This window comes from Aggregatibacter sp. Marseille-P9115, from assembly GCF_920939465.1.
Taxonomy (GTDB): Bacteria; Pseudomonadota; Gammaproteobacteria; order Enterobacterales; family Pasteurellaceae; genus Aggregatibacter; species Aggregatibacter segnis_B.
This window is the reverse complement of sequence record NZ_OV100759.1, coordinates 1,952,166-1,975,608: the sequence shown is the minus strand read 5'-3', so window position 1 is coordinate 1,975,608 and position 23,443 is coordinate 1,952,166. Positions and strand designations below refer to the sequence as shown.

The following is a 23,443-nucleotide window of genomic DNA, read 5'->3' as shown; positions in this document are numbered from 1 at the left end:
ATGGCTGGAACTGCTCAAGGCGTTCAAACGCAAGACATTATCAAGATCTCCGCTACATCAGGCTTAACGCCGGCACCTCAAGCGCGTGATCATAAAGTTGAAGTAGCAAAACTCATTGATGTATCCACCTGTATCGGTTGTAAAGCCTGTCAGGTAGGTTGTTCGGAATGGAATGATATTCGTTCTGATGTGAATGCCCAATGTTTGGGGATTTATGACAACCCGGTGGATCTCAATGCAAAAGCATGGACGGTGATGCGCTTCAATGAAGTGGAAGAAAATGATCGTTTAGAATGGTTAATCCGTAAAGATGGTTGTATGCACTGTCAAGAGCCGGGCTGTTTAAAAGCTTGTCCGGCACCAGGTGCGATCATCCAGTATGCGAACGGTATCGTGGATTTCCAATCTGACAAATGTATCGGTTGTGGTTACTGTATCGCAGGTTGTCCGTTCAACATTCCACGCATGAATCCGGAAGACAACCGTGTGTACAAATGTACCCTTTGTGTTGACCGTGTTTCTGTGGGTCAAGAACCGGCTTGTGTGAAAACCTGTCCGACCGGTGCAATTCGTTTCGGTTCCAAAGAAGAAATGAAACTCTACGCGGAACAACGTGTTGCAGATCTTAAAGCGCGCGGCTATGAAAATGCCGGTGTTTATGATCCGGAAGGCGTCGGTGGTACGCATGTAATCTATGTATTACACCATGCAGATAAACCTGAATTGTATTCCGGTTTACCGAAAGATCCGCAAATCGACACAACCGTTACATTATGGAAAGACATCCTGAAACCGGTTGCTGCGGTTGCCATGGGTGGTCTTGCACTTGCTGAAATCGGTCACTACCTCACAGTAGGCCCGAATGAGGAAGAAGATGTTGAAGATCATCACGAAGAATTTGAAGATGTAGAGGGAGGCAAAAAAGATGAGTAAAGGTAAATTTGAGATTACCAATGATACCCGTATCATTCGTCATAAACTCCCGGCGCGTCTAAGTCACTGGTTCTTAGTAATCAGTTTCTTCTTAACCATGTTTACCGGGGTAGCGTTCTTCTTCCCTGACTTTGCATGGTTAACGGAAATTCTTGGTACACCACAACTTGCCCGTGCGATTCACCCGTTCACCGGTATTTTAATGTTTATTGCCTTTGTGTTCTTATGTTCACTCTACTGGCACCATAACATTCCGGAGAAAAACGATATTCGTTGGGCGAAAGGAATGCTTGAAGTCTTAAAAGGTAACGAGCACGCTGTTGCTGATAACGGTAAATATAACTTGGGTCAAAAAATGTTGTTCTGGACATTGATCCTTGCCATGTTTACCTTAATGGGCTCTGGCATCATTATGTGGCGTCAATACTTCTCGCACCACTTCTCTATTCCGGTGTTGCGTATCGCCATCTTATTGCACTCTGCTTGTGCCTTTATGTTGTTCACCGGTATCCTAGTACACATGTACATGGCATTCTGGGTGAAAGGCTCTATTCGTGGTGTCGTTGAAGGTTGGGTAACTGTTCGCTGGGCGAAAAAACACCATCCGAAATGGTATCGCGAAGAAGTACTTCCTGAGTTAGAAAAAGACGTTGTACGGGAAGAGAAAGGCGAAAAGACGAAAGTCATCTTTAAGAAATTTAGCTAATCTTAAAGTGCGGTTAAAAAACGCAATCAATTTTGACCGCACTTCTTGTTGAAGCAAACCATTAAAGAAAAGAAAACAGCACCTTAAAGGTGCTGTTTTTGTATGTATAAATAAAATTATGCCGACATCACGGAAATCGCTTTAATTTGCGCATAAACCAGCTGTCCCAGTTGTAACGCTAAATCATGGAAAGACCATTTACTGATACTTGCCCAAAGGTGTTTTCCGCCAATATCCAGTTTTAAATCTACTCGATTTTCCAGCTCTAAAATCTTAACAATCCGTCCATACAACGTGTTGCGAATACTAGATTGTTCTACTTTATTCAAACTAATCGATACATCAGAACTATGAATGCAAATTCGCACTTTCTCATTGATCTGAGCCTCAACTTGATGAATCCAAATGTTCTGATCGCCAATCGAAAGTGCGGTCATTTTATAAGATGGATTATGCATAAAAACAGGCAAAGGAAGCACCGCACTTTGTTCGTTTTCTTGCTTCCAAGGAAGAAACAACGGACTTTCCCAAATACTTTCCAACACATCATAATCTTCAACTTTGCCGTTAGTCAGCAATACAACCCGCTCGGCTAAACGCAACAATTCATCAAGACTGTGAGTGACATATAAAATCGGAATGTTAATTTCTTTCGATAGCCGTTCCAGATAATTCATCAACTCACGTTTGCGCGGTAAATCCAACGCAGAAAGCGGTTCATCCATTAATAAAATTTCCGGATCCGTCAATAATGCACGCCCGATGGCAACCCGTTGTTTTTCACCACCGGATAAGGTTATCGGATAGCGTTTTAACAAATGGCCGATACCTAGCAACTCAACAATATAGTTAAATTCATCTTTACTGGTATTTTTCATGCCATAACGCAAATTACCATTCACCGTATAGTGAGGAAATAAACGGGCATCCTGAAAAACATAGCCAATATTGCGCTGATTGATCGGCACACAAACATTTTGTGCCGAATTAAACAATTCACGATCATTCAACGCAATCACGCCTTCATCCGGATTAATCAATCCGCTGACAAGATTAATGAGGGAAGATTTCCCCGAACCGGACAAACCAAAAAGTGCGGTAACACCTTGCGATGGAATATCTAAATGCGCTTCTAGAGATAAAGTGCCTAACTGTTTTTTGACATCAATGTGCAGCATCGCTTTGTCCTAATCTTTTTTGCATACGTTTTGCCAACCATTCCGATAACAATAAAGAAATCAGCGATAAAATCACAGCAAAGACACATAATCTGGTCGCTTGTTCTTCTGCCCCCGGTGTTTGAATAAAGGAATACATGGCCAAGGGAATAGTTTGGGTTTCGCCGGCAATATTGGACACAAAAGTAATGGTGGCACCGAATTCCCCTAAAGAGCGAGCAAAACCGAGCACAATGCCGGCAAGAATGCCCGGTAAAGATAACGGTAAGGTAATGGTTAAAAATACCCGCCACGCAGAAGCCCCCAGTGTTCTGGCGGCCTGTTCCAATTTTAAATCAATACTTTCAAGGGAAAGTCGAATAGCACGCACAACCAAAGGGAATGCCACCACCGCAGAAGCTAATACAGCCCCTTTCCAGCTAAATCCAAAGGTCAATCCAAACCATTGATATAAATACTTGCCGATAAAACCATTGCGTCCCATGGCAACCAATAAAAGATAACCAATGACAACCGGCGGCAACACCAAAGGCAAGTGAATAATTCCGCCCACAATGGATTTGCCATAAAAATCTTTTCGTGCCAAAAGCCATGCCACCAAAACAGCAACAGGCAAACTCCATACCATAGCACTGACGGAGACTTCCAAACTCAAGCGAATGGCATCGATTTCTAATGGGCTCAAGCCTAATAACACCAGAAACTCTGTAAGCAAAATTCAATTCCCTATATAAACAAAGCGTAGCACAATGGCTACGCTTAATGAGTCAAAGTCGGTTTGATTATTTTACAGAGAAACCGTAATCAGCAAATACTTTTTTCGCTTCAGGCGATTCTAAGTATTTCAAGAATGCTTGCGTTTCCGCATTGTTGTGATCTTTTAAAATCGCAACCGGATAATCCGCCGGTTTGTAAGAATCTTGTGGGAACACGCCAATCGCTTTCACTTCTTTGCTCACTTTCGCATCAGTTGCATACACAATACCTAAAGGTGCTTCACCGCGTTCAACTAAGGCTAATGCCGCACGCACGTCTTTGGCACGAGCTAATTTGTCTTTGACTTGATCCCATATGTTTAATTTGGTTAACGCTTCTTCCGCATATTGACCGGCAGGTACGTGTGCAGGGTCACCTACAGACAAATAAGCATCTTTTAATTGCTTGATCCATTCGCCTTTTGCGATATCAACGTTTTGTAATTTGCTGTCTTTTTGTGAGATTAAAACCAGTTCATTACCCACTAATAATTTTTCAGTTTCTTTAACAGTTAAATCTTTTTCAGAAAGATATTTCATCCATTTTGTACTGGCTGAAATAAATAAATCCGCTGGTGCACCTTCTTCAATTTGTTTTGCTAAGGTTGAAGAGGAAGCAAAGGAAAATACCACTTCTTCTTTTGGATTCACTTTTTTGTAGTCTTCAGCCACTTGCTTTAATGAGTCGGTCATTGAAGCCGCTGCAAACACAGTCACTTTCGCCTGTGCAGAAAGAGAGAATGCCAAACAAGCCACCGCTAAACCGGCAGCAATTTTTGAATATTTAAACATAGTAAAAACTCCGTTTTGGTTGGTTAATAATTTATATATAGCGCAAATTATACAACGAAAATAAAGAAATAAAAGGCGTATAACCCATTATTTAAAAAACAAAATATACGCTAACCTTTCGGAGGTAGGGTTAAACATTCTTATTCTTTTAGAAATATAGTATGATGTGCCGCATATAGTCGTCAGCGCAATTTTGAGGAACACAATGAACGGAACAGAAATTTTACTCACCATCAAACTAAAAGAAACCCTTTTCGCCGATCCTAAACGTATCCGTTTATTACAAGAAATTGAAAAATGCGGCTCCATCAATCAAGCGGCTAAAAATGCCAATGTCAGTTATAAAAGCGCTTGGGATCATCTTGAGGCAATGAACCAAATTAGCCCCAAACCATTGCTAGAACGCAATATTGGTGGGCGAAATGGTGGCGGAACAGCATTAACCGTTTATGCACAGCGCTTATTGAAACTTTATGATTTGCTAGAACAAACCCAAGAAAAAGCCTTTGATATTTTGCATGATGAAAAAGTGCCGTTAAACAGTTTGCTCTCTGCCATGGCGCGTTTTTCTTTACAAACCAGTGCCAGAAACCAATTTTTCGGCAAAGTACAAGCATTAAGATTTGAAGATATTCACTGTTTTGTTGACATTCTTTTAGAAGATTTTGACAAACCGCTGACTGTCTCTATCACCGAAAAAAGTGCGGTGCGTTTAAAACTTGAATCTGACAAAGAAGTAATGGTGATGTTTAAAGCACCATGGGTCAAAATTACCGCCAATCCGCAAGAAAATTTGCCAAATCAATTTAAAGCGACGGTCACATCCATTATTGACAAAGGTGAAGCCGGTGAAGCGATTTTAGTGTTAGAAGGCTCGAACATCGAGTTCTGTGCAACGCTCACAAAAGATCAACATGTGGAAATCAATCAGTCCGTTTGGGCTTCTGTTGATCCGGAACAGGTGATTATTGCGACGCTTTATTAATGCCAAAAGACAAAAAAAATGCGGTGATTTTTCACCGCACTTTTGTAAGAAAAGTAATAAAAAAATCTCCGCCCTTTCCTTTTTACTTGGGCAGAGATTTTTTATACGTTAAATTTACAACGCAATTTCATCAATGGATTTACCGAAACTCGGCACAAATACCTGCAAAAAATAATCCATTTCGGGGCTTTGCCATTGATCCATCAATTTTTCTAACCGCACTTTTGCCGATTTAAATTCCTGATTGCCATTTTCCAACTCAAATTTCACCTTAATATAAGCGCAAATTAAATCCGCCTGCTTCACAATGTGCTTTTCTTCCTCAGCAAAACATTGATTATCCAAGTAAGGTAAAAAATCGGCTTGTAATGCTTCCGGCAGTAAACTCATTAAATGCAACTCAGCCGCTGTTTCAATCTGTTTATAGGCGTGCGTAATCTCTTCATTGAAATATTTGATTGGTGTAGGCAAATCGCCGGTGAAAATTTCCGAGGTGTCGTGATACATCGCCATGACAGCAATACGATCCGCGTTGAGTTGGGCACCGTAAAAACGGTTTTTAATGAGCGCCAACGCATGAGCAACAAAAGCCACCTGCAAGCTGTGTTCCGCCAAATTTTCTCGTTCAATATTACGCATGAGCGACCAGCGCTGAATCAATCTTAAGCGATCTAAACAGGCGAAAAAATGACTGGTTTTAATTTGTTCCATGTCACAACCCATTAATTAAAGGTATATTCTTCGATAATCACAGGAATCTTATACACTTGACCCAAGCGGGAAATTTCAACCTGAACCTGTGTATTCGGACGCACATCCGCAATAAGTTTCATCATTTCTGCAGGTGAACGTGCCTCGACCTCATTGATTTTCAGAATAATATCGCCTGCCTGTAACCCGGCTTTTGCTGCCGGGCTATTCGGAATAATGCTGGTGATGAGCACCCCTTGCGAAGATGCGCCTTGCCCGTTGCTAAATAAAATATCCGTTTGCACGCCGAAATAGCCACGAATGACGCGTCCATCACGAATAATTTTTTTCATAACGTCGTTTGCCAAATCAATGGGAATGGCAAAATTTAGCCCTTCTGCAATTTCATTGGCGGTTTTGCCGATACTCAACGTGCTGATACCCAATAGCTCACCTGCAGAATTAATTAGCGCACCGCCGGAATTACCTCGGTTAATGGACGCGTCAGTTTGGATAAAGTTTTGGCGCCCCAGCGCTTCACCGACTGCACTACGTCCTACCGCACTGACAATCCCTTGCGACACACTTTGCCCCAAATTGTATGGATTACCAATGGCTAACGCCACATCGCCCACATGCACAGGGCGATTGGGATTTTGTGGAATCGTGGATAAGTTATCCGCTTTGATTTTTAACACGGCTAAATCCGTTAACGCATCCGAACCAATTAATGCCGCATCAAAAATGTTACCGTTTTGCAATGCCACAACAATTTGATCGGCATTTTGAATCACGTGCTTATTAGTCAGAATGTAGCCGTCTTTCGACATGATCACGCCGGACCCCAAGTTATTCACTTGGAACTGAGAGGAAGAGGAAGTAAAGGCTTGGTTATAAACATTCACCACGGCAGGCGAGGCAATACGCACAGCATCCCGATAAGAAGCAACATCATGTTGAGATTCGGTGATTTTAGGCATGACATACAAAATCACGGCAGCAGAAGCCAAGCCGATAATCGCCGAATGAAAAAGTTTCTTTAGCATCAGTTCCTCATTTTCTTATATAAATTAACTTGAGATCATCGCCAACAGGTTCGCAAGATTGCAGTTGCCATAAAGGCGCATCGGCAAGTTGCGTTAAATTAGGCAAATGGCATAAACCTCTGGCTTGATCGCCTAACAATTTGGGCGCCATATAAATAATCAATTCATCCACCAAATTTTCAACAATTAATGCGCCCGCCAACGTCGCGCCGGCTTCCACCCAGAGGGTGTTAATTTGGCGCTTGCCTAACTCTGCCATCAATGCCTGCAAGCGCGTTTCACCTTGGTTTCTGTCTAATTTTAAGTAATCCGTAAAAGGCGGAAAATCTGTCAGCGAATAATCATCTTCGCCCACCAACCAAACCGGTGATTCCGTTGAAAACACCTTAAAATCCGACCGCACTTTATGGCTAGAATCTAAAATCACCCGTACCGGTTGGCGTAGTTTTTCTTGTGGATAGTCGGCTTTTACGTCAGGCGGCAATTCTTCCCAACGTACATTTAAACTTGGATCATCCGCCAGCACCGTTTGTGAAGTGGATAAGATCGCAGAAGCTTTGGCGCGATATTGCTGTACGTCTGCCCTTGCCTGTGCGCCGGTAATCCATTTGCTTTCGCCACTTGCCATGGCGGTTTTGCCATCAATACTCATGGCCAGTTTTAACTGCACGAAAGGTTTGCCGGTACGCATGCGTTTCAAAAAGCCTTTGTTTAGCTGTTCGGCATTTTCTTCTAATAATCCCACTGCACTTTCAATGCCTGCATCGCTTAAAATCTGTAGTCCTTTACCGGCAACTTGTGGGTTAGGATCGCACATCGCCGCAATCACTTTACTCACGCCGGCTTCAACCAAGCCTTTCGCACAAGGCGGCGTACGCCCAAAATGAGAACAAGGCTCTAAGGTGACATAAGCTGTTGCGCCACGGGCCTTTTCCCCGGCTTCACGTAATGCCATCACTTCCGCATGCGGCTCACCGGCTTTAGCATGAAATCCTTTGCCGACAACCTCGCCATCTTTCACTAACACGCAGCCCACGGAAGGATTTGGCGTTGTGGTGAATTCGCCCTGTTTGGCTAAATCAAGCGCCAGTTGCATAAAAGCAACATCTTGCGGGCTGAATTGTGTCTTCATCAATGATCCTTTAAGTTTTCGATTTCTTGGCTAAATTCATTGATGTTATCAAAACTCAAATAGACGGAGGCAAAACGGATATAGGCCACTTTATCTAAATTCTTTAATTCTTCCATCACTAATGTGCCCACCAATTTACTCGGCACTTCGCGCTCACCAGTCGCGCGCAATTTATGAATAATGCGGCTAATGGCTTTTTCCACATCATCCGCACTCACGGGTCGTTTTTCCAAGGCGTGTTGAATACCTCGACGTAATTTATCTTCATTAAAAGGCTCACGATTGCCGTTATTTTTAATCACTTTCGGCACAATTAGTTCTGCCGTTTCAAAGGTCGTAAAACGTTCGTGACACTGACCGCACTCTCTGCGGCGACGCACCTGAAAACCGTCAGAAACCAAACGACTGTCGATTACTTTGGTTTCTTCTGTCGAACAAAAAGGACAACGCATACTTGTCTCCCATCATAAATAGCGAAAAAAACAACCGCACTTTGGCGTAAATAGCGCGGTTATTTTACAAATTATTTGCACAAAGTGCGGTATAAAAAACAAAACTTTTTAAGTTTTACTTCACGCTAATCGTTTATAGCAAACGCAAGTAAACCGTGATTTCTTCCCGATCGTGATACAGGTGTTTTGCCTGTAACTGGAATTTTAACCCTTGTTGGGACAATTTATCCGCAATGAATTGCAGACATTGTTGCACTTCCGCATAGCGTTTTTTCATCGGCAGCTTCAAATTAAAGATCATGCTATGACACCAACTGTTCAACAGCCATTTCACCATTAACTCGGCAATTCGGCTTGGCTGCTCCACCATGTCGCACACCAGCCAATCAATTTTACGTCGTTTCGGCGGCTGAAACTTAAAACCGTCTTCCGCACAATGTTCAATGCGCCCCGTATCATGCAGACTGGCGGCCATTTTGCCGTGATCGACGGCATATACAAATAAACCACGTTTCACTAACTGATATGTCCAACCGCCCGGGCAAGCGCCGAGATCCACGGCATACATGGTTTCGTTAAGCAATTCCGCTTCTTTTTGGCGCGGAATAAAATTCAAAATGGCTTCTTCCAATTTTAATGTCGAACGGCTTGGCGCATCGGCGGGGAATTTTAAACGTTGAATGCCCATTAAGTGCGCAGAATGATTGTGATTGTAAGAGTAACCCACATAACAAGCATTATTTTGTTGGAAAAAAACCTGTAATGTCAGACCGCACTTTAGATGATTTTTGGCACTCAGCCAGCCTTGTTTTTTCAACGCTTGGCGCAGTGGCACAGTGAATTTACGGCAAAATCCAAGCAATTCCTTCGCTTCGTTCGTATCTGCAGTTTCTACCCATAATTCATTGCTGTTTGTTAATGGAATACTTTCCGCAATTTGCTGATATTGTTGAAGAATCGGGGTAATACGATCCTGTTGCGGTAAATCCGTCAGCAAATCGGAAACCACGATCATTTGACGCGCAAAAATCAGCTGTTGAAAGGGCAATTCTCGCGCTAATAAATCCGCCTCACCAGGCTGATAGCATTCAAAAATCACATAGCCGCTGTTTTCGGTGACACGGGCGAAGCCAAAGACGCCTTTTTCTGCTGCTTTATCGGTGATTTCTGCCGCCAACTCGCGCTCAAATCCCATTCGACAATATAATGCCAACTTATTCATTTTCTTGTTTATTTTCTTCTTGGTTAATGGTTTGAATAATCCAGGAACGGAACGCCACAATGCGCTCATCATTGCTGTTATCTAAATGATTGACCACATAAAAGGATTTCGGATCCCGCAAATGGGTATCAAATACCGGTTGTAAATTGCCGTTGTCCAACTCTTGTTGCGCTAAAATACGATTGGCAAGCACGATGCCCTGTTCATGTATTGCCGCTTGCAACGCCATGAACGTATGACTAAAAATTGGGCCTTGCTGAATATTCAATTCTTCCAATGCCAAATAATTTGCCATATGTTGCCAATTATCGCGGGCATGAATGTGCAACAAGGTATGATGTTTTAAATCCTGTGGCTGATGAATCGGTTTTTGTGCCAATAATTTCGGTGCGGCAAGCACCAGTAAATCTTCTTCCACCAAACGATCTACTTGTAAGTTATCCCAGTTGCCTTTGCCGTAATAAATCGCAATATCAATGTCTTGGCTAAGCAAGCCTTCATCTTGATCGACACCTTTTAAACGTACTTCAATGTCAGGATACAATTTATTAAATTCGCTTAAACGTGGCACCAACCATTGAATGCCGAAGGTTTGTGGCACGCTGATAGTTAAATGTTTATCATTTTTTAAGGCAAATAATTTATCTGTCGCCTCCGCTAAACGGTGCAGAATTTTGGTGATGTCCGCATAATAGGCTTTGCCAAAATCGGTTAATTCCAGCGCACGATTTTTACGTTTAAATAACGTAACGCCTAAGAAATCTTCCAAAATTTTTATTTGATGGCTAATCGCCGCTTGCGTCACAAATAATTCATCCGCCGCTTTCGTGAAACTTAAAAATCTCGCGGCAGACTCAAATGCTTTTAGCGAATTTAAAGGTGGCAAACGTTTATACATGTTATTTCCCAATGGTTTATTTCTTAGAAAAAATTTAAATCAGATTACTTTTTTTTATCAATCTAATAAAAAAATCTCTTTTGCCCGTTATGCTTATTCTACTTAAAATGAGACTATACTTAAGTCACAATTTCTTAACTGTTAAGATTTTCGAATTAAGTATGATGTTGTGTTTGCATATTGTTTGGTTTTTCCAAACCAAAGTAACGAAAGTTACTTTTTCTTTTCATTTCCTGTATATTCGGCATTTTCGCCAGACACCGCTCCCAAAAGAGCGGTGTTTTTTATGGGCGATTTTAACATAGTTCTGCTGTTATTTCCTGCCCTATTCCTCTCCCCAAACGAGAGTCTTCCCACTTAAAACTTTTCATTTGTTTTTACGACTAAAATATTTTCAATCCTAATGGAATGGTGTAGATTAAAAACGACTTAAATTGCAACCTATATTAAGGAAAAATCATGTCAGACTTACTTGATTGGAAAAATCTCGGATTCAGTTATATCAAAACAGATTATCGCTTTATCGCCCATTGGAAAGATGGCAAATGGGACAATGGTGAATTAACCACCGACAGCACATTGCATATTCACGAAGGATCTACCGCTCTGCATTACGGACAACAATGTTTCGAGGGCTTAAAAGCCTACCGTTGCAAAGACGGTTCAATCAATCTTTTCCGTCCGGATCAAAACGCAAAACGTATGCAAAACACCTGCGCTCGCCTGTTAATGCCACAAGTGCCAACAGAATTATTTATCCGCGCCTGTAAAGAAGTGGTCAAAGCCAACGAAAAATGGCTTGCTCCATATGGTAGCGGGGCCACACTTTATCTTCGTCCATTCGTTATCGGTGTCGGTGAAAACATCGGCGTACGCCCCGCGCCGGAATATATTTTCTCCGTTTTCTGTTGCCCGGTAGGCGCCTATTTCAAAGGTGGTATGAAACCGTCTAATTTCTTGGTAACCGATTATGACCGCGCGGCACCACATGGTACCGGTGGCGTCAAAGTGGGCGGAAACTATGCTGCAAGCTTATTACCACACGAACTTGCCGCTGAACGCAAATTTGCCGATGCCATTTATCTTGATCCGAAAACCCATACAAAAATTGAAGAAGTGGGCGCGGCAAACTTTTTCGGCATTACGCGCGATAACAAATTCATCACGCCACTTTCGCCATCCATTTTGCCAAGTATCACCAAATACTCACTGCTCTATTTGGCAAAAGAACGCTTAGGTATGGAAACCATTGAAGGCGATGTCTATATCAATGAATTAGACCAATTCGCCGAAGCCGGTGCTTGCGGTACGGCTGCTGTTATTTCACCTATCGGCGGCATTCAATATGGCGATGACTTCCACGTTTTCTATTCAGAAACCGACGTAGGCCCAATCACCAAACGCCTTTACGAAGAACTTACCGGCATCCAGTTCGGTGACGTAGAAGCGCCGGAAGGCTGGATTGTGAAAGTAGATTAATTTCTGCTTCCCAAAGGATAAAAGTGCGGTCAAATTCGACCGCACTTTTCATTTATATCCGATAAAAAAAATCCCCATAACCTTAGGGCTACGGGGATTTTTGATTTTTGGTTGAATTATGGATTAACGAATTTTTCACCTAATTCAATATCTGCACGCAATGTCGGCAACATAGCGTCTAAGGCTTGTTGCTCAAACGCGCTAAGTTTGCCGATCGGCAGAATTTCTTCCACGCCTTCTTTACCGAAACGAACCGGTTGGGCAAAGAAACGAGCATATTTACCATCGCCTTCCACATAGCTACATTCAACCACCGTTTCGCCTTGTAATCCGCGTACTACCGCATTTGCAAAACGTGCCGCAGCTTGAGCCATGGATAAGGTTGCAGAACCGCCACCGGCTTTAGCATCCACCACTTCAGTACCGGCGTTTTGAATACGTTTGGTTAATGGTTCAATTTCTTCCTCTTTCCATTCAGCGTATGGCACTTGAGATAATAAAGGAAGAATGGTCACGCCGGAGTGTCCGCCAATCACCGGCACGGTTGTACGATAAACGTTTAAGCCTTTTAATTCGGCAACAAAGGTTTCAGAACGAAGCACATCTAATGTGGTCACGCCAAATAATTTACGTTTGTCATAAACACCAGCTTTTTTCAAGACTTCTGCTGCAATCGCAACGGTAGTATTTACCGGGTTGGTAATGATCCCAACGCATGCTTTCGGACAGGTCACAGCGACTTTTTCAATTAAGTTGCGTACGATGCCTGCGTTAATGTTGAATAGATCTGAGCGATCCATCCCCGGTTTACGTGCTACGCCGGCAGAAATCAGCACGACATCCGCGCCTTTTAATGCAGGTGTCGGATCTTCGCCGGCAAAACCTTCCACTTTAACCGCGGTCGGAATGTGGCTGACATCCACAGCAACGCCCGGAGTTACCGGTGCAATATCATAAAGTGATAGCTCGGAGCCTGCCGGCAACTGTAGTTTCAGCAATAATGCTAATGCTTGACCGATACCGCCTGCGGCACCTAAAACTGCAACTTTCATTTCATTCTCCTCATGTAGTAAGAAATGGGTAGTTAAAAATTTGTGAAAATTGTACGCCTACCAACGTTTAAATTCAAACAGACAAATTCAAATGTGCGATCTAACTCAAATTTTTTCTTTTTCCCCGTAAAAAAGGTCATAAAAAACGCCTTAAATTTCCACCGCACTTTCACCTTATAAAGTAAATATTTATTTGCTAAAAACGCTATTTTTATGCAAAATTCAGTCACTTTAATCTGATAAGAGAAAGGCTCATGTTAAACGAAAATCCGGATAACCTGACAAAAGCATTCAAGGATCTATTGCGCCAAGAAAAATACGGTTCACAAAGTGAAATCGTCACCGAATTACATAAAATGGGATTTCGCACGGTTAATCAATCAAAAGTATCCCGTATGCTCAGTAAATTTGGTGCGGTTCGCACCCGTAATACCCGCATGGAAATGGTCTATTGCTTGCCAAGTGAGTTAAGCGTGCCAAATACGCGGAGTTCCTTAAAAGATTTAGTGTTAGACATTGATCATAACAATATGCTGATCGTCATTCGCACAACACCGGGCGCAGCACAACTTATCGCACGTCTCCTGGATTCCGTGAGTAAAATGGAAGGTATTCTGGGCAATATTGCTGGGGATGACACCATTTTTGTGACACCAACGAAAGAAACCGACATCAATAACTTAATGTTGCGTATTCAAGAGTTATTTGAAAATACCCTTTAAGTTCGATAAAAACAGAAAAACTGCATGAAAATTCTCATTACTGGAGCTACCGGTTTTATCGGAAGCGCGTTGATTCCTTCGTTATTGGCGAAAAATCATCAAATTACCGCCTTGGTGCGCCATCCGGCAAAAGCCAAACAGCAACTCCCCTATCCCATTGAATTCATTAATACGTTGGATTACTTTCAGCATTTTAATCAATTTGATGCGGTCATTAATTTAGCTGGAGAACCAATATTTTCTCGTCGCTGGACAACCACACAAAAAGAGCGGTTAGAATCTAGCCGCATTTCATTAACAGAAAAACTGGCACACCTGATAAATCGTAGCGACAATCCGCCGCAATGTTTTATTTCCGGTTCCGCCACGGGTTATTACGGTGATTGTGGCGAACAACTTATTGATGAAAATACGCCCCCGGCAAACGATTTTGCCGCTCGCTTATGTCAAGATTGGGAAGCCGCTGCCTTGAAAGCCAATACGCGAGTATGCCTCGTACGCACCGGCATGGTACTTGGTACACAAGGTGGTGCATTGGCAAAAATGTTGCCGTTATATGGTTGCGGACTGGGTGGCAAATTGGGTTCCGGCAAGCAATTCTGGGGTTGGATTGCCTTGGCTGATATGGTGCGTGGTATTTTATTTTTATTGGAAAATGCTGATTGCCGGGGCGCATTTAATTTCGTTGTACCACATGCAATACGTAACGCCGAATTTAATGTGTTATTAGGCAAAACGTTACGCCGCCCTCACATTGCAACCGCGCCTACGTTTATGCTGAAACTGTTACTCGGCGAACGTGCAAATTTATTGCTCGACAGTCAAAATCTCGTGCCGCAACATTTGCTAGCTCAAGGGTTTCAGTTTGAACATCCTGATCTTGCTCAATTCCTCCAGAAAGAAATCGCCGTTAAATAAAATCTCTCGAATTTTCCACCGCACTTTTCCAAAATACGCTTTTCGACGTATAAAAAAGTGCGGTGGTTTTTGCTAGAATTTCTCCCAATTTTTTATTGTTCTTAAGCCCATAAATGGCGATAATACACCGCTTATACGAACGAATTGAACGCTATGACACATTACATTCTACTGATCATCGGCACGGCATTGATTAATAACTTCGTGTTGGTGAAATTCCTTGGACTCTGCCCTTTTATGGGCGTCTCAAAAAAAATCGAAACCGCTATCGGCATGGGCTTGGCAACAACCTTTGTGCTGACAGTGGCGGCGCTTTGCTCCTATTTGGTAGATAATTATATTCTCGCGCCATTAAATGCGACTTTTTTACGGACACTCGTCTTTATTTTAGTGATCGCCGTGGTGGTGCAATTCACCGAAATGGTGATCAATAAAACCAGCCCAATGTTATATCGTTTATTAGGGATTTTCCTACCACTCATTACCACCAACTGTGCCGTGCTTGGCGTGGCATTGTTAAACGTTAATCTTGCGCATAATTTAACAGAATCGGTGGCTTATGGCTTTGGTGCCTCTGCCGGTTTTGCCTTAGTTTTAGTCTTATTTGCCGCATTGCGTGAGCGTCTGGTTGCCGCTGATGTGCCGATGCCATTTCGCGGTGCGTCTATCGCCTTGATTACGGCAGGCTTAATGTCTCTCGCCTTCATGGGCTTTACCGGATTGGTGAAACTATAATGGCGACTTTCTATTATGTTCTCATTGCCATTGTTGTATTGGCGCTGATTTTCGGCGCCATTTTGGGCTTTGCGTCAGTAAAACTGAAAGTCGAAGCAGATCCTATTGTCGAAAAAATCGATGCGATTTTACCACAAAGCCAATGTGGGCAATGTGGCTATCCCGGTTGCAAACCCTACGCAGAAGCCATTGCCAACGGGGATGTGATTACGAAATGTATTCCGGGCGGCAGACCCACTGTCATTAAAATTGCCGAACTCCTTGGTGTTGAACCACCGCAAACAGACGATTTAGCAGAAGATCCTACACCGAAAGTCGCCTTTATTGACGAGAATATGTGCATCGGTTGCACCAAATGTATTCAGGCTTGTCCGGTGGATGCCATTATCGGTAGCAATAAACTCATGCATACCATCATTCCTGATTTATGTACCGGTTGCGAGCTTTGTGTTGAGCCTTGCCCAACGAGCTGTATTTCCATGATTAAAGTAGAAAAAAATATCGATACTTGGGATTGGAAATTCGATCCTAATTTAGTGATTCCGATTGTTGATACCACATCGGCTGAAAAGAAAATCATTGTGGGGAAATAAATGGCGGATGTATTAACACGTTTCAACAGTGGCAAACTTTGGGAATTTGACGGTGGCATTCATCCGCCGGATATGAAGGCCCAATCTAATGGTACGCCCATTCGCACGCTCCCCCTGCCCGATGACTTTTATGTGCCGCTAAAACAACACGCCGGTACAGCAGGAAACCTGTTGGTAAAACCTGGGGATCAGGTTCTCAAAGGACAACCACTGACACAAGGCGATGGCTGGCGCACCTTACCTATTCATGCACCAACCTCAGGTACAGTCATTGCCGTAGGGCCTTATGTCGCAGCGCACCCATCCGGATTGACAGAAACCTGCGTACATATTCAAGCAGACGGCTTGGATCAATGGCGACCACAAATGCCAATCGAGGATTTTTTCACCCAAACTCGGGAACAGCTGATTGAAAAAATTTATCAAGCAGGTATTGCCGGCTTGGGTGGCGCTGTATTCCCGACAGCCGCCAAAATTCATTCGGCTGAAAAACAGGTTAAACTGCTGATTATTAACGGCGCAGAATGTGAACCCTACATTACCTGCGATGATCGCTTAATGCGCGATTATGCCGATGAAATCATCGAGGGCGTGCGTATTTTGCGTTATATTTTGCGTCCTGAAAAAGCCGTTATCGCCATAGAAGACAATAAACTTGAAGCCGTATCTGCCTTAGAACGTGCGTTACATGGCGCTAATGATATTGAAATCCGCGTCATTCCGACCAAATACCCTTCCGGTGCGGCAAAACAACTCATTCAAGTGCTGACCGGCATGGAAGTGCCAAGCGGACAACGCTCTTATAGCATTGGTGTACTCATGCAAAACGTGGGAACCGCCTTTGCCATTAAACGAGCAGTACTTGATGATGAACCGTTAATTGAGCGCGTCGTTACCCTTACCGGCGATAAAATTCCTAATAAAGGCAATTATTGGGCACGCTTTGGCACCCCGATTTCTCATTTATTGCGCGAAACAGGCTACCAATATGACGACCGCTTCCCAGTCTTCATGGGCGGTCCAATGATGGGTGTCATTCTACCGGATTTAAATGCGCCAATGACCAAAGTAGCAAACTGCTTATTGGCACCGGATCATTTTGAATATGCCCCACCGGAACCGGAAAAAAGCTGTATCCGTTGTTCTGCCTGTTCCGACGCTTGCCCGGTAAAACTGATGCCGCAGCAACTCTATTGGTTTGCGCGAAGCGAAAATCACGAAAAATCGGAAGAATATTCTCTCAAAGACTGTATTGAATGTGGTGTGTGCGCCTATGTTTGCCCAAGCCACATTCCACTGATTCAATATTTCCGCCAAGAAAAAGCCAAAATTTGGGAAATCAAACATAAAGCAAAATTAGCAGAAGAGGCGAAAATCCGTTTTGAACAACGCCAAGCCCGCCTAGAACGGGAAGAACAAGAACGCAAAGCGCGTTCTCAACGAGCCGCCGCAGCACGCCGTGAAGAATTAGCACAGCAAAAAGGCGTCGATCCGGTCGCTGCTGCCTTAGAACGTTTAAAAGCGAAAAAAGCCGAGTCTGCAGAAAATGCGCAAATTGAGCAAAAAACCCTTATTGATGAAAAAGGTCACATTCAGCCTGACAATAGCGACATCATGGCACAACGCAAGGCGCGCCGATTAGCCCGTCAAGCGGAAACCATAGCGTCTGCCGAACCGGCAACAGCTCAAAGTGCGGTTCAAATTTCAGATGAAAATCCGGCAGACACGGATCCGCGCAAAGCTGCGATTGCTGCCGCACTCGCACGTGCTAAAGCGAAGAAAGCCACGCAGCAAGGAGAAACCGCAACCTCTACCGAACAGACAACAGCCCAAAGTGCGGTTCAAATTTCAGATGAAAATCCAGCGGAAACAGATCAGCGCAAAGCTGCCATTGCCGCTGCGCTCGCGCGAGCCAAAGCGAAAAAAGCGGCGCAGCAAGGGGAAACCGTAGCCTCTACCGAACCGGCAACAGACCAAAGTGCGGTTCAAATTCCAGATGAAAATCCAGCGGAAATGGATCCGCGCAAAGCTGCGATTGCTGCCGCACTCGCGCGAGCCAAAGCGAAAAAAGCGGCGCAGCAAGGGGAAACCGTAGCCTCTACCGAACCGGCAACAGACCAAAGTGCGGTTCAAATTTCAGATGAAAATCCAGCAGACACGGATCCACGCAAAGCTGCCATTGCGGCGGCTATCGCACGTGCTAAAGCGAAAAAAGCCGCTCAACAAGTGGAAGCTGTAGCCTCAACTGAACCGGCAATAGCCCAAAGTGCGGTTCAAATTTCAGATGAAAAATCAGCAGAAATGGATCCACGTAAAGCCGCTATTGCTGCCGCACTCGCACGTGCCAAAGCGAAGAAAGCCGTGCAGCAAGGGGAACTCGTAACCTCTACCGAACCCGCAACAGCACAAAGTGCGGTTCAAACTTCAGATGAAAAATCAGAAGAGACGGATCCGCGCAAAGCCGCCATTGCTGCCGCTATCGCACGCGCCAAAGCGAAAAAAGCCGCTCAACAAGGTGACGCTGTAGCCTCAACTGAACCTGAAATAGCCCAAAGTGCGGTTCAAACTTCAGATGAAAAATCAGAAGAGACGGATCCGCGCAAAGCCGCCATTGCTGCCGCTATCGCACGTGCTAAAGCGAAAAAAGCCGCACAACAGGCACAACAAAATGAACAGGATTAAGGAATATACATGTTTAAGATGATCAGTTCACCCCACACCCATTCAGGTAAACTCACGGCGCGCGTGATGTTTTGGGTGATTCTCGCCATGATTCCGGCAATCATTTTGCAAATTTATTATTTTGGATTTGGCGTATTGATTCAATCCGCATTAGCCATCGGACTGGCGTTATTGCTGGAATGGAGCGTCTCGCTATTACGCAAAAGACCGGCGCTGAGCGATATTTCTGATTTTAGCGTCATTTTAACCGCACTGATTCTTGCTGTGGCCATTCCGCCTTATGCGCCTTATTGGATTATTCTTATTGGCACATTTTGTGCGGTGATTTTGGGCAAGCACGTTTATGGCGGCTTGGGACAAAATCCCTTTAATCCTGCCATGGTGGGATATGTCGTGTTGCTTGTCTCTTTTCCGTTACAAATGACCAGTTGGATGCCACCCATTGCGTTATTGCCGGAGCCGCCGACCTTTCATGATGCGGCATTGTTGATTTTCTCCGGACTGACCACCGATGGTTTTAGCCTGCATCAATTAACGGCGTCCATTGACGGCATTACGCAAGCGACACCGTTAGATACCGTACGAACCTTTTATTCTTCTGCAGGTTCCTGCATAACCGATGCGATATGTTCCGAAGCGGCATTTTATGAATTGACTAACTTACCGATTTTCACACAAAACGGTTGGGATTTCGCGCAAGGTTGGTGGCAAATTAACTTGGCCTTTTTACTGGGCGGCATCTTTTTAATACTGAAAAAAGTGATTCACTGGCAAATTCCGGTCGCAATGCTAGGCAGTTTTACGCTATTGAGCTTGGTCACCGAACTCTTCGGCAATGGTGCTCACTTAACCGTACCGGCACAGTTATTCAGCGGTGCCATGATGTTCGGTGCATTTTTTATCGCCACCGATCCGGTTACCGCCTCTATTACGCCACGAGGCAAATTGGTATTTGGTGTTCTCGTGGGGAGCTTACTATATTTAATCCGTTTTTACGGCAACTACCCTGATGGTGTCGCATTCGCTATTTTACTCAGTAACATTTGTGTGCCATTAATTGACCACTATACCCGTCCGCGCGTTGCCGGCCATCGGAAATAAGGACTTCGCCATGCAAACCATTAAAGTTACTTCAAAATCCGCTATGTTGTTGGCGTTCGTGGCATTTTGTTGCACGGCAATGTCCAGTGGGGTTTATTTTTTAACTAAAGATAAAATCGCTCAAGCGATGCAAGAGCAACAACGGGCGTTGTTATTGCAAGTGATTCCACAGGATTATTTTACCAACGATTTAACACAAGATTGTGATGTACCGAAAATCGATGCATTGCAAAATGTCGCTATTCAAAAAATCTGTACAGCCAAAAAAGACGGTAAAATCACCGCTTATGCTTTTGAAAGCGTGGCGCATGACGGTTACTCCGGTGATATTCGTATTTTAGTCGGCATGAAACCGGACGGCGAAGTGCTTGGTGTGCGAATCACAGAACATCATGAAACACCGGGTTTAGGCGATAAAATCGAAACGCGTATTTCCAATTGGATTTTGAGTTTTGATCATCAAGTCATCAGCCAAGAGAAAGCCGCAGAATGGGCGGTGAAAAAAGACGGTGGGAAATTCGATCAATTTGCCGGCGCCACGATTACGCCACGTGCCGTTGTCAACCAAGTAAAACGCGCGGCACTTGCCATGTTGGATAACTTGCCGAAAGAGAAAGAATAATGGATAAAGTAAATGAGACCGTAGAAACCTCACAAGCAAATGACACTCAAAGTGCGGTTAATATTTCAGATAAAAACAACATTTGGAAAACAATCTTCATTCAAGGCATTTGGACCAACAACTCCACGGTGGTACAACTGCTTGGCTTGTGTCCATTATTGGCAGTCTCCAACTCCGTCACCAATGCTCTGGGTTTAGGTTTAGCTACTATGCTGGTGCTTACTTGTACCAACACGGTGGTTTCCGTATTCCGTAAACACATTCCAAATGCAATTCGTATTCCGATTTATGTCATGATCATCGCCAGCACAGTAACGGTGGTGCAATTATTGATGAACGCTTATACTTACGAACTTTATCAATCGCTCGGCATTTTCATTCCGCTTATCGTCACTAACTGTATTGTGATTGGACGTGCGGAAGCCTTTGCTTCTAAGAACAGCATAGCCCATTCCGCATGGGACGGTTTTTCTATGGGATTGGGCATGTTGCTTGGTTTAGTCGCCCTCGGTGCTATCCGTGAAATTATCGGCAACGGCACCCTGTTTGACGGTATTGAAAATCTGCTAGGCGATTGGGCAGCATTTATGCGAATTGAGTTTTTCCATAGCGACAGTAATCTGCTACTGGCAATTTTGCCCCCCGGTGCATTTATCGGTTTAGCGTTGCTATTAGCGTTAAAAAATATCATAGACAGTAAAAAATAATGAATAAAGAAAAAAGAATTGAGATTCTAAAACGTCTGCGTGCCGCAAATCCGCACCCAACAACGGAACTGAATTTCAGCTCGCCCTTTGAATTATTAATTGCGGTGATTTTGTCGGCACAAGCCACCGATAAAGGTGTCAATAAAGCGACAGATAAACTGTTTCCCGTAGCCAATACGCCACAAGCGATTTTGGCATTGGGCGTAGATGGCTTAAAGGAATACATTAAAACTATCGGCTTATTTAACAGCAAAGCAGAAAATATCATTAAAACCTGCCGTGACTTAATTGAAAAACATAACGGTGAAGTCCCGGAAGATCGCGAAGCGTTAGAAGCACTTGCCGGCGTAGGAAGAAAAACCGCGAATGTGGTGTTAAACACCGCATTCGGACACCCGACTATCGCCGTGGATACGCATATTTTCCGCGTCTGCAATCGTACTGCGTTTGCCCCCGGCAAAGATGTGGTGAAAGTCGAAGAAAAATTGATTAAAGTCGTGCCCGCTGAATTTAAAGTGGACGTCCACCATTGGTTAATCTTGCACGGACGTTACACCTGTGTCGCCCGTAAACCTCGTTGTGGTGCGTGCATGATTGAAGATTTATGCGAATATAAAAATAAAACAGAATATTAAAAATACAGGAAAACTTATGACAACAAAATCAGAAAGACAAACTTGGTCAAGTCGCTTAACTTATGTCCTTACCGTTGCCGGCGCAACCGTAGGCTTTGGCGCAACATGGCGCTTTCCTTATTTAGTGGGAGAACACGGCGGCGGCGCCTATGTCATGCTGTTCTGTTTAGCCATGATTTTAATTGGGATCCCAATGATTTTAGTGGAAAACGTGATTGGTCGTCGTTTACGTGTCAACTCCATTGATGCCTTCGGTGACAAAATCCACGATAAAGGCAAAGGCATTTCAAAATACTGGAAAATCATCGGCTACATGGGCTTACTCGGTGCATTCGGGATCATGGCTTATTACATGGTGCTTGGCGGCTGGGTGATTACCTATATCGTCAATCTCATCAGCGGTACTCTCGATATTTCTGCGCCGATCACCAAAGATATTGCCAAAGATTTCTACGATTTACACATCAGTAACAGTCCGGTTGAAATCATCATGTACACCGCACTTTTCGTATTGGTAAATTACATTATTTTGGCAAAAGGCATTATTGGCGGTATCGAGCGCTCAGTGAAATACTTAATGCCATTGCTGTTTATTTTCTTAATCGGTATGGTTATTCGTAACGTGACCTTACCGGGCGCCATGGAAGGGATTACGTTCTATCTCAAACCGGATTTCTCCAAAATCAACGCAGAGTTATTTATTTTTGTATTAGGTCAAGTGTTCTTCGCGTTAAGTCTGGGTTTTGGCGTATTAATCACCCTTTCCAGCTACTTAAATAAAGAAGAAGATTTAATCCAAACCGCCGTTATCACCGGCTTCACTAACACCATTATCGCGGTGTTAGCCGGCTTCATGATTTTCCCATCCTTGTTTACTTTCGGTATTGAACCAAACGCAGGCCCAACCTTAGTGTTCCAAAGTTTGCCAATTGTGTTCTCCCATTTATGGGCGGGTAAATTCTTTGCGATTATCTTCTTCGGCTTATTGCTTATCGCCGCTTTAACAACATCTATCACCATTTACGAAGTGATTATCACAGCCCTGCAAGAAAAACTCAGAATGCGTCGTAGCAAAGCCATTATCTTAACCCTCGGTGGAATTTTCCTTTTAGGTAACGTGCCGGCAATTCTCGGCGACAATCTGTGGAAAGACGTGACTTTCTTCGGTAAAAGCATTTTCGATGCCTTCGATTTCGTCAGTGGCAATATTCTGTTTATGTTAACCGCACTTGGTTGCGCCCTTTTCGTCGGTTTCGTCTTAAAAGATGAAGCGAAAAAAGAGCTGTCACCAACTCCAAATTCTACGTTTACCAACATTTGGTTTAACTATGTGAAATTTGTCGTGCCGTTTATTATTTTGGTGATTTTTATTAGTAACCTGATTTAACAAAAAAAAGTGCGGTGAAAA

The 23,443-nt window shown here is 43.7% G+C and carries 24 protein-coding genes; 14 read left to right on the top strand and 10 right to left on the bottom strand.

The genetic code is table 11. From position 1 onward, the window contains the following. A complete protein-coding gene (gene fdxH, locus LQ983_RS09535; protein WP_230622506.1) occupies positions 1-933 on the top strand; it encodes a formate dehydrogenase subunit beta in 933 nt (310 codons plus the stop codon). Next, positions 926-1,639, top strand: coding sequence for a formate dehydrogenase subunit gamma (locus LQ983_RS09530; RefSeq protein ID WP_111294108.1), 714 nt, complete (start codon positions 926-928; stop codon positions 1,637-1,639). Before fdxH ends, LQ983_RS09530 begins: the two co-directional genes overlap by 8 nt. Positions 1,640-1,755: 116 nt before the next feature. Here the strand turns inward: LQ983_RS09530 and modC are convergent, their stop codons facing one another. The 3 genes from modC to modA all read right to left on the bottom strand — a co-directional run bounded on the left by modC (position 1,756) and on the right by modA (position 4,364). After that, positions 1,756-2,817, bottom strand: coding sequence for a molybdenum ABC transporter ATP-binding protein ModC (gene modC, locus LQ983_RS09525; RefSeq protein ID WP_230622505.1), 1,062 nt, complete (start codon positions 2,815-2,817; stop codon positions 1,756-1,758). Further along, the gene (modB, locus tag LQ983_RS09520; protein ID WP_230622504.1) at positions 2,804-3,532 is read right to left on the bottom strand and encodes a molybdate ABC transporter permease subunit; all 729 of its coding nucleotides are present in this window, start codon (positions 3,530-3,532) and stop codon (positions 2,804-2,806) included. The genes modC and modB overlap by 14 nt, the downstream gene beginning before the upstream one ends. Before the next feature lie 67 nt (positions 3,533-3,599). Further along, positions 3,600-4,364, bottom strand: a complete 765-nt coding sequence (gene modA, locus LQ983_RS09515) for a molybdate ABC transporter substrate-binding protein (protein ID WP_111294102.1) — start codon at positions 4,362-4,364, stop codon at positions 3,600-3,602. A 205-nt stretch (positions 4,365-4,569) separates the two neighbouring features. Between modA and LQ983_RS09510 the strand changes: the two genes are divergently transcribed. After that, on the top strand, positions 4,570-5,349 hold the full coding sequence (locus LQ983_RS09510; protein WP_111294100.1) for a TOBE domain-containing protein: 780 nt from the start codon (positions 4,570-4,572) through the stop codon (positions 5,347-5,349). 114 nt (positions 5,350-5,463) lie between these two features. On the opposite strand, the gene yfbR is transcribed toward LQ983_RS09510, so the two are convergent. The 6 genes from yfbR to LQ983_RS09480 all read right to left on the bottom strand — a co-directional run bounded on the left by yfbR (position 5,464) and on the right by LQ983_RS09480 (position 10,789). Then, positions 5,464-6,060 carry a 5'-deoxynucleotidase gene (gene yfbR / locus LQ983_RS09505; RefSeq protein WP_111294811.1) on the bottom strand — a complete coding sequence of 199 codons (597 nt, stop codon included), beginning with the start codon at positions 6,058-6,060 and terminating at the stop codon, positions 5,464-5,466. An 11-nt stretch (positions 6,061-6,071) separates the two neighbouring features. After that, positions 6,072-7,085: an outer membrane-stress sensor serine endopeptidase DegS gene (gene degS / locus LQ983_RS09500; protein ID WP_111294098.1), complete on the bottom strand. Its 1,014-nt coding sequence runs from the start codon at positions 7,083-7,085 to the stop codon at positions 6,072-6,074. 7 nt (positions 7,086-7,092) lie between these two features. Then, a complete protein-coding gene (gene ribD, locus LQ983_RS09495) occupies positions 7,093-8,217 on the bottom strand; it encodes a bifunctional diaminohydroxyphosphoribosylaminopyrimidine deaminase/5-amino-6-(5-phosphoribosylamino)uracil reductase RibD (protein ID WP_230622503.1) in 1,125 nt (374 codons plus the stop codon). Beyond that, positions 8,217-8,669 (bottom strand): transcriptional regulator NrdR, encoded by a 453-nt coding sequence (nrdR, locus tag LQ983_RS09490; protein WP_006718479.1) that lies wholly within the window; start codon positions 8,667-8,669, stop codon positions 8,217-8,219. The genes ribD and nrdR overlap by 1 nt, the downstream gene beginning before the upstream one ends. Before the next feature lie 133 nt (positions 8,670-8,802). Then, the gene (rlmM, locus tag LQ983_RS09485) at positions 8,803-9,891 is read right to left on the bottom strand and encodes a 23S rRNA (cytidine(2498)-2'-O)-methyltransferase RlmM (protein ID WP_230622643.1); all 1,089 of its coding nucleotides are present in this window, start codon (positions 9,889-9,891) and stop codon (positions 8,803-8,805) included. Next, positions 9,884-10,789 (bottom strand): transcriptional regulator GcvA, encoded by a 906-nt coding sequence (locus LQ983_RS09480; protein ID WP_006718483.1) that lies wholly within the window; start codon positions 10,787-10,789, stop codon positions 9,884-9,886. The genes rlmM and LQ983_RS09480 overlap by 8 nt, the downstream gene beginning before the upstream one ends. Positions 10,790-11,248: 459 nt before the next feature. Here LQ983_RS09480 and LQ983_RS09475 point away from each other — a divergent pair, with 459 nt between their 5' ends. After that, entirely contained in the window at positions 11,249-12,268 is a 1,020-nt protein-coding gene (locus tag LQ983_RS09475; protein ID WP_109858750.1) for a branched-chain amino acid aminotransferase, read from the top strand. A gap of 116 nt (positions 12,269-12,384) precedes the next feature. On the opposite strand, the gene mdh is transcribed toward LQ983_RS09475, so the two are convergent. Next, positions 12,385-13,320: a malate dehydrogenase gene (mdh, locus tag LQ983_RS09470; RefSeq protein WP_230622502.1), complete on the bottom strand. Its 936-nt coding sequence runs from the start codon at positions 13,318-13,320 to the stop codon at positions 12,385-12,387. Positions 13,321-13,574: 254 nt separating this feature from the next. Here mdh and argR point away from each other — a divergent pair, with 254 nt between their 5' ends. The 10 genes from argR to LQ983_RS09420 all read left to right on the top strand — a co-directional run bounded on the left by argR (position 13,575) and on the right by LQ983_RS09420 (position 23,422). After that, a complete protein-coding gene (argR, locus tag LQ983_RS09465; RefSeq protein WP_111306451.1) occupies positions 13,575-14,042 on the top strand; it encodes a transcriptional regulator ArgR in 468 nt (155 codons plus the stop codon). 24 nt (positions 14,043-14,066) lie between these two features. Then, a complete protein-coding gene (locus LQ983_RS09460; RefSeq protein ID WP_230622501.1) occupies positions 14,067-14,960 on the top strand; it encodes a TIGR01777 family oxidoreductase in 894 nt (297 codons plus the stop codon). Positions 14,961-15,113: 153 nt separating this feature from the next. After that, the gene (gene rsxA / locus LQ983_RS09455) at positions 15,114-15,695 is read left to right on the top strand and encodes an electron transport complex subunit RsxA (protein WP_006718494.1); all 582 of its coding nucleotides are present in this window, start codon (positions 15,114-15,116) and stop codon (positions 15,693-15,695) included. Beyond that, complete coding sequence (gene rsxB / locus LQ983_RS09450) at positions 15,695-16,288, top strand: electron transport complex subunit RsxB (RefSeq protein ID WP_230622500.1); 594 nt, start codon at positions 15,695-15,697, stop codon at positions 16,286-16,288. Before rsxA ends, rsxB begins: the two co-directional genes overlap by 1 nt. Next, complete coding sequence (gene rsxC / locus LQ983_RS09445) at positions 16,289-18,970, top strand: electron transport complex subunit RsxC (RefSeq protein ID WP_230622499.1); 2,682 nt, start codon at positions 16,289-16,291, stop codon at positions 18,968-18,970. Between the two features lie 9 nt (positions 18,971-18,979). After that, positions 18,980-20,071 carry an electron transport complex subunit RsxD gene (gene rsxD / locus LQ983_RS09440; RefSeq protein ID WP_230622498.1) on the top strand — a complete coding sequence of 364 codons (1,092 nt, stop codon included), beginning with the start codon at positions 18,980-18,982 and terminating at the stop codon, positions 20,069-20,071. 10 nt (positions 20,072-20,081) lie between these two features. Then, positions 20,082-20,693 carry an electron transport complex subunit RsxG gene (gene rsxG / locus LQ983_RS09435; RefSeq protein WP_230622497.1) on the top strand — a complete coding sequence of 204 codons (612 nt, stop codon included), beginning with the start codon at positions 20,082-20,084 and terminating at the stop codon, positions 20,691-20,693. Continuing rightward, positions 20,693-21,400, top strand: coding sequence for an electron transport complex subunit E (locus tag LQ983_RS09430; protein ID WP_230622496.1), 708 nt, complete (start codon positions 20,693-20,695; stop codon positions 21,398-21,400). The genes rsxG and LQ983_RS09430 overlap by 1 nt, the downstream gene beginning before the upstream one ends. Next, positions 21,400-22,035 (top strand): endonuclease III, encoded by a 636-nt coding sequence (gene nth / locus LQ983_RS09425; protein ID WP_111306457.1) that lies wholly within the window; start codon positions 21,400-21,402, stop codon positions 22,033-22,035. Before LQ983_RS09430 ends, nth begins: the two co-directional genes overlap by 1 nt. Before the next feature lie 16 nt (positions 22,036-22,051). Continuing rightward, positions 22,052-23,422 (top strand): sodium-dependent transporter, encoded by a 1,371-nt coding sequence (locus LQ983_RS09420; protein ID WP_230622495.1) that lies wholly within the window; start codon positions 22,052-22,054, stop codon positions 23,420-23,422. Positions 23,423-23,443: the final 21 nt, after the last annotated feature.

What these genes read in the sequence shown, in the direction of transcription:
- fdxH (WP_230622506.1), top strand. Translation starts at nt 1, where the DNA reads ATGGCTGGAACTGCTCAAGGCGTTCAAACGCAAGACATTATCAAGATC.
- LQ983_RS09530 (WP_111294108.1), top strand. Translation starts at nt 926, where the DNA reads ATGAGTAAAGGTAAATTTGAGATTACCAATGATACCCGTATCATTCGT.
- modC (WP_230622505.1), bottom strand. Translation starts at nt 2,817, where the DNA reads ATGCTGCACATTGATGTCAAAAAACAGTTAGGCACTTTATCTCTAGAA.
- modA (WP_111294102.1), bottom strand. Translation starts at nt 4,364, where the DNA reads ATGTTTAAATATTCAAAAATTGCTGCCGGTTTAGCGGTGGCTTGTTTG.
- LQ983_RS09510 (WP_111294100.1), top strand. Translation starts at nt 4,570, where the DNA reads ATGAACGGAACAGAAATTTTACTCACCATCAAACTAAAAGAAACCCTT.
- yfbR (WP_111294811.1), bottom strand. Translation starts at nt 6,060, where the DNA reads ATGGAACAAATTAAAACCAGTCATTTTTTCGCCTGTTTAGATCGCTTA.
- degS (WP_111294098.1), bottom strand. Translation starts at nt 7,085, where the DNA reads ATGCTAAAGAAACTTTTTCATTCGGCGATTATCGGCTTGGCTTCTGCT.
- ribD (WP_230622503.1), bottom strand. Translation starts at nt 8,217, where the DNA reads ATGAAGACACAATTCAGCCCGCAAGATGTTGCTTTTATGCAACTGGCG.
- nrdR (WP_006718479.1), bottom strand. Translation starts at nt 8,669, where the DNA reads ATGCGTTGTCCTTTTTGTTCGACAGAAGAAACCAAAGTAATCGACAGT.
- rlmM (WP_230622643.1), bottom strand. Translation starts at nt 9,891, where the DNA reads ATGAATAAGTTGGCATTATATTGTCGAATGGGATTTGAGCGCGAGTTG.
- LQ983_RS09480 (WP_006718483.1), bottom strand. Translation starts at nt 10,789, where the DNA reads ATGTATAAACGTTTGCCACCTTTAAATTCGCTAAAAGCATTTGAGTCT.
- LQ983_RS09475 (WP_109858750.1), top strand. Translation starts at nt 11,249, where the DNA reads ATGTCAGACTTACTTGATTGGAAAAATCTCGGATTCAGTTATATCAAA.
- mdh (WP_230622502.1), bottom strand. Translation starts at nt 13,320, where the DNA reads ATGAAAGTTGCAGTTTTAGGTGCCGCAGGCGGTATCGGTCAAGCATTA.
- argR (WP_111306451.1), top strand. Translation starts at nt 13,575, where the DNA reads ATGTTAAACGAAAATCCGGATAACCTGACAAAAGCATTCAAGGATCTA.
- LQ983_RS09460 (WP_230622501.1), top strand. Translation starts at nt 14,067, where the DNA reads ATGAAAATTCTCATTACTGGAGCTACCGGTTTTATCGGAAGCGCGTTG.
- rsxA (WP_006718494.1), top strand. Translation starts at nt 15,114, where the DNA reads ATGACACATTACATTCTACTGATCATCGGCACGGCATTGATTAATAAC.
- rsxB (WP_230622500.1), top strand. Translation starts at nt 15,695, where the DNA reads ATGGCGACTTTCTATTATGTTCTCATTGCCATTGTTGTATTGGCGCTG.
- rsxC (WP_230622499.1), top strand. Translation starts at nt 16,289, where the DNA reads ATGGCGGATGTATTAACACGTTTCAACAGTGGCAAACTTTGGGAATTT.
- rsxD (WP_230622498.1), top strand. Translation starts at nt 18,980, where the DNA reads ATGTTTAAGATGATCAGTTCACCCCACACCCATTCAGGTAAACTCACG.
- rsxG (WP_230622497.1), top strand. Translation starts at nt 20,082, where the DNA reads ATGCAAACCATTAAAGTTACTTCAAAATCCGCTATGTTGTTGGCGTTC.
- LQ983_RS09430 (WP_230622496.1), top strand. Translation starts at nt 20,693, where the DNA reads ATGGATAAAGTAAATGAGACCGTAGAAACCTCACAAGCAAATGACACT.
- nth (WP_111306457.1), top strand. Translation starts at nt 21,400, where the DNA reads ATGAATAAAGAAAAAAGAATTGAGATTCTAAAACGTCTGCGTGCCGCA.
- LQ983_RS09420 (WP_230622495.1), top strand. Translation starts at nt 22,052, where the DNA reads ATGACAACAAAATCAGAAAGACAAACTTGGTCAAGTCGCTTAACTTAT.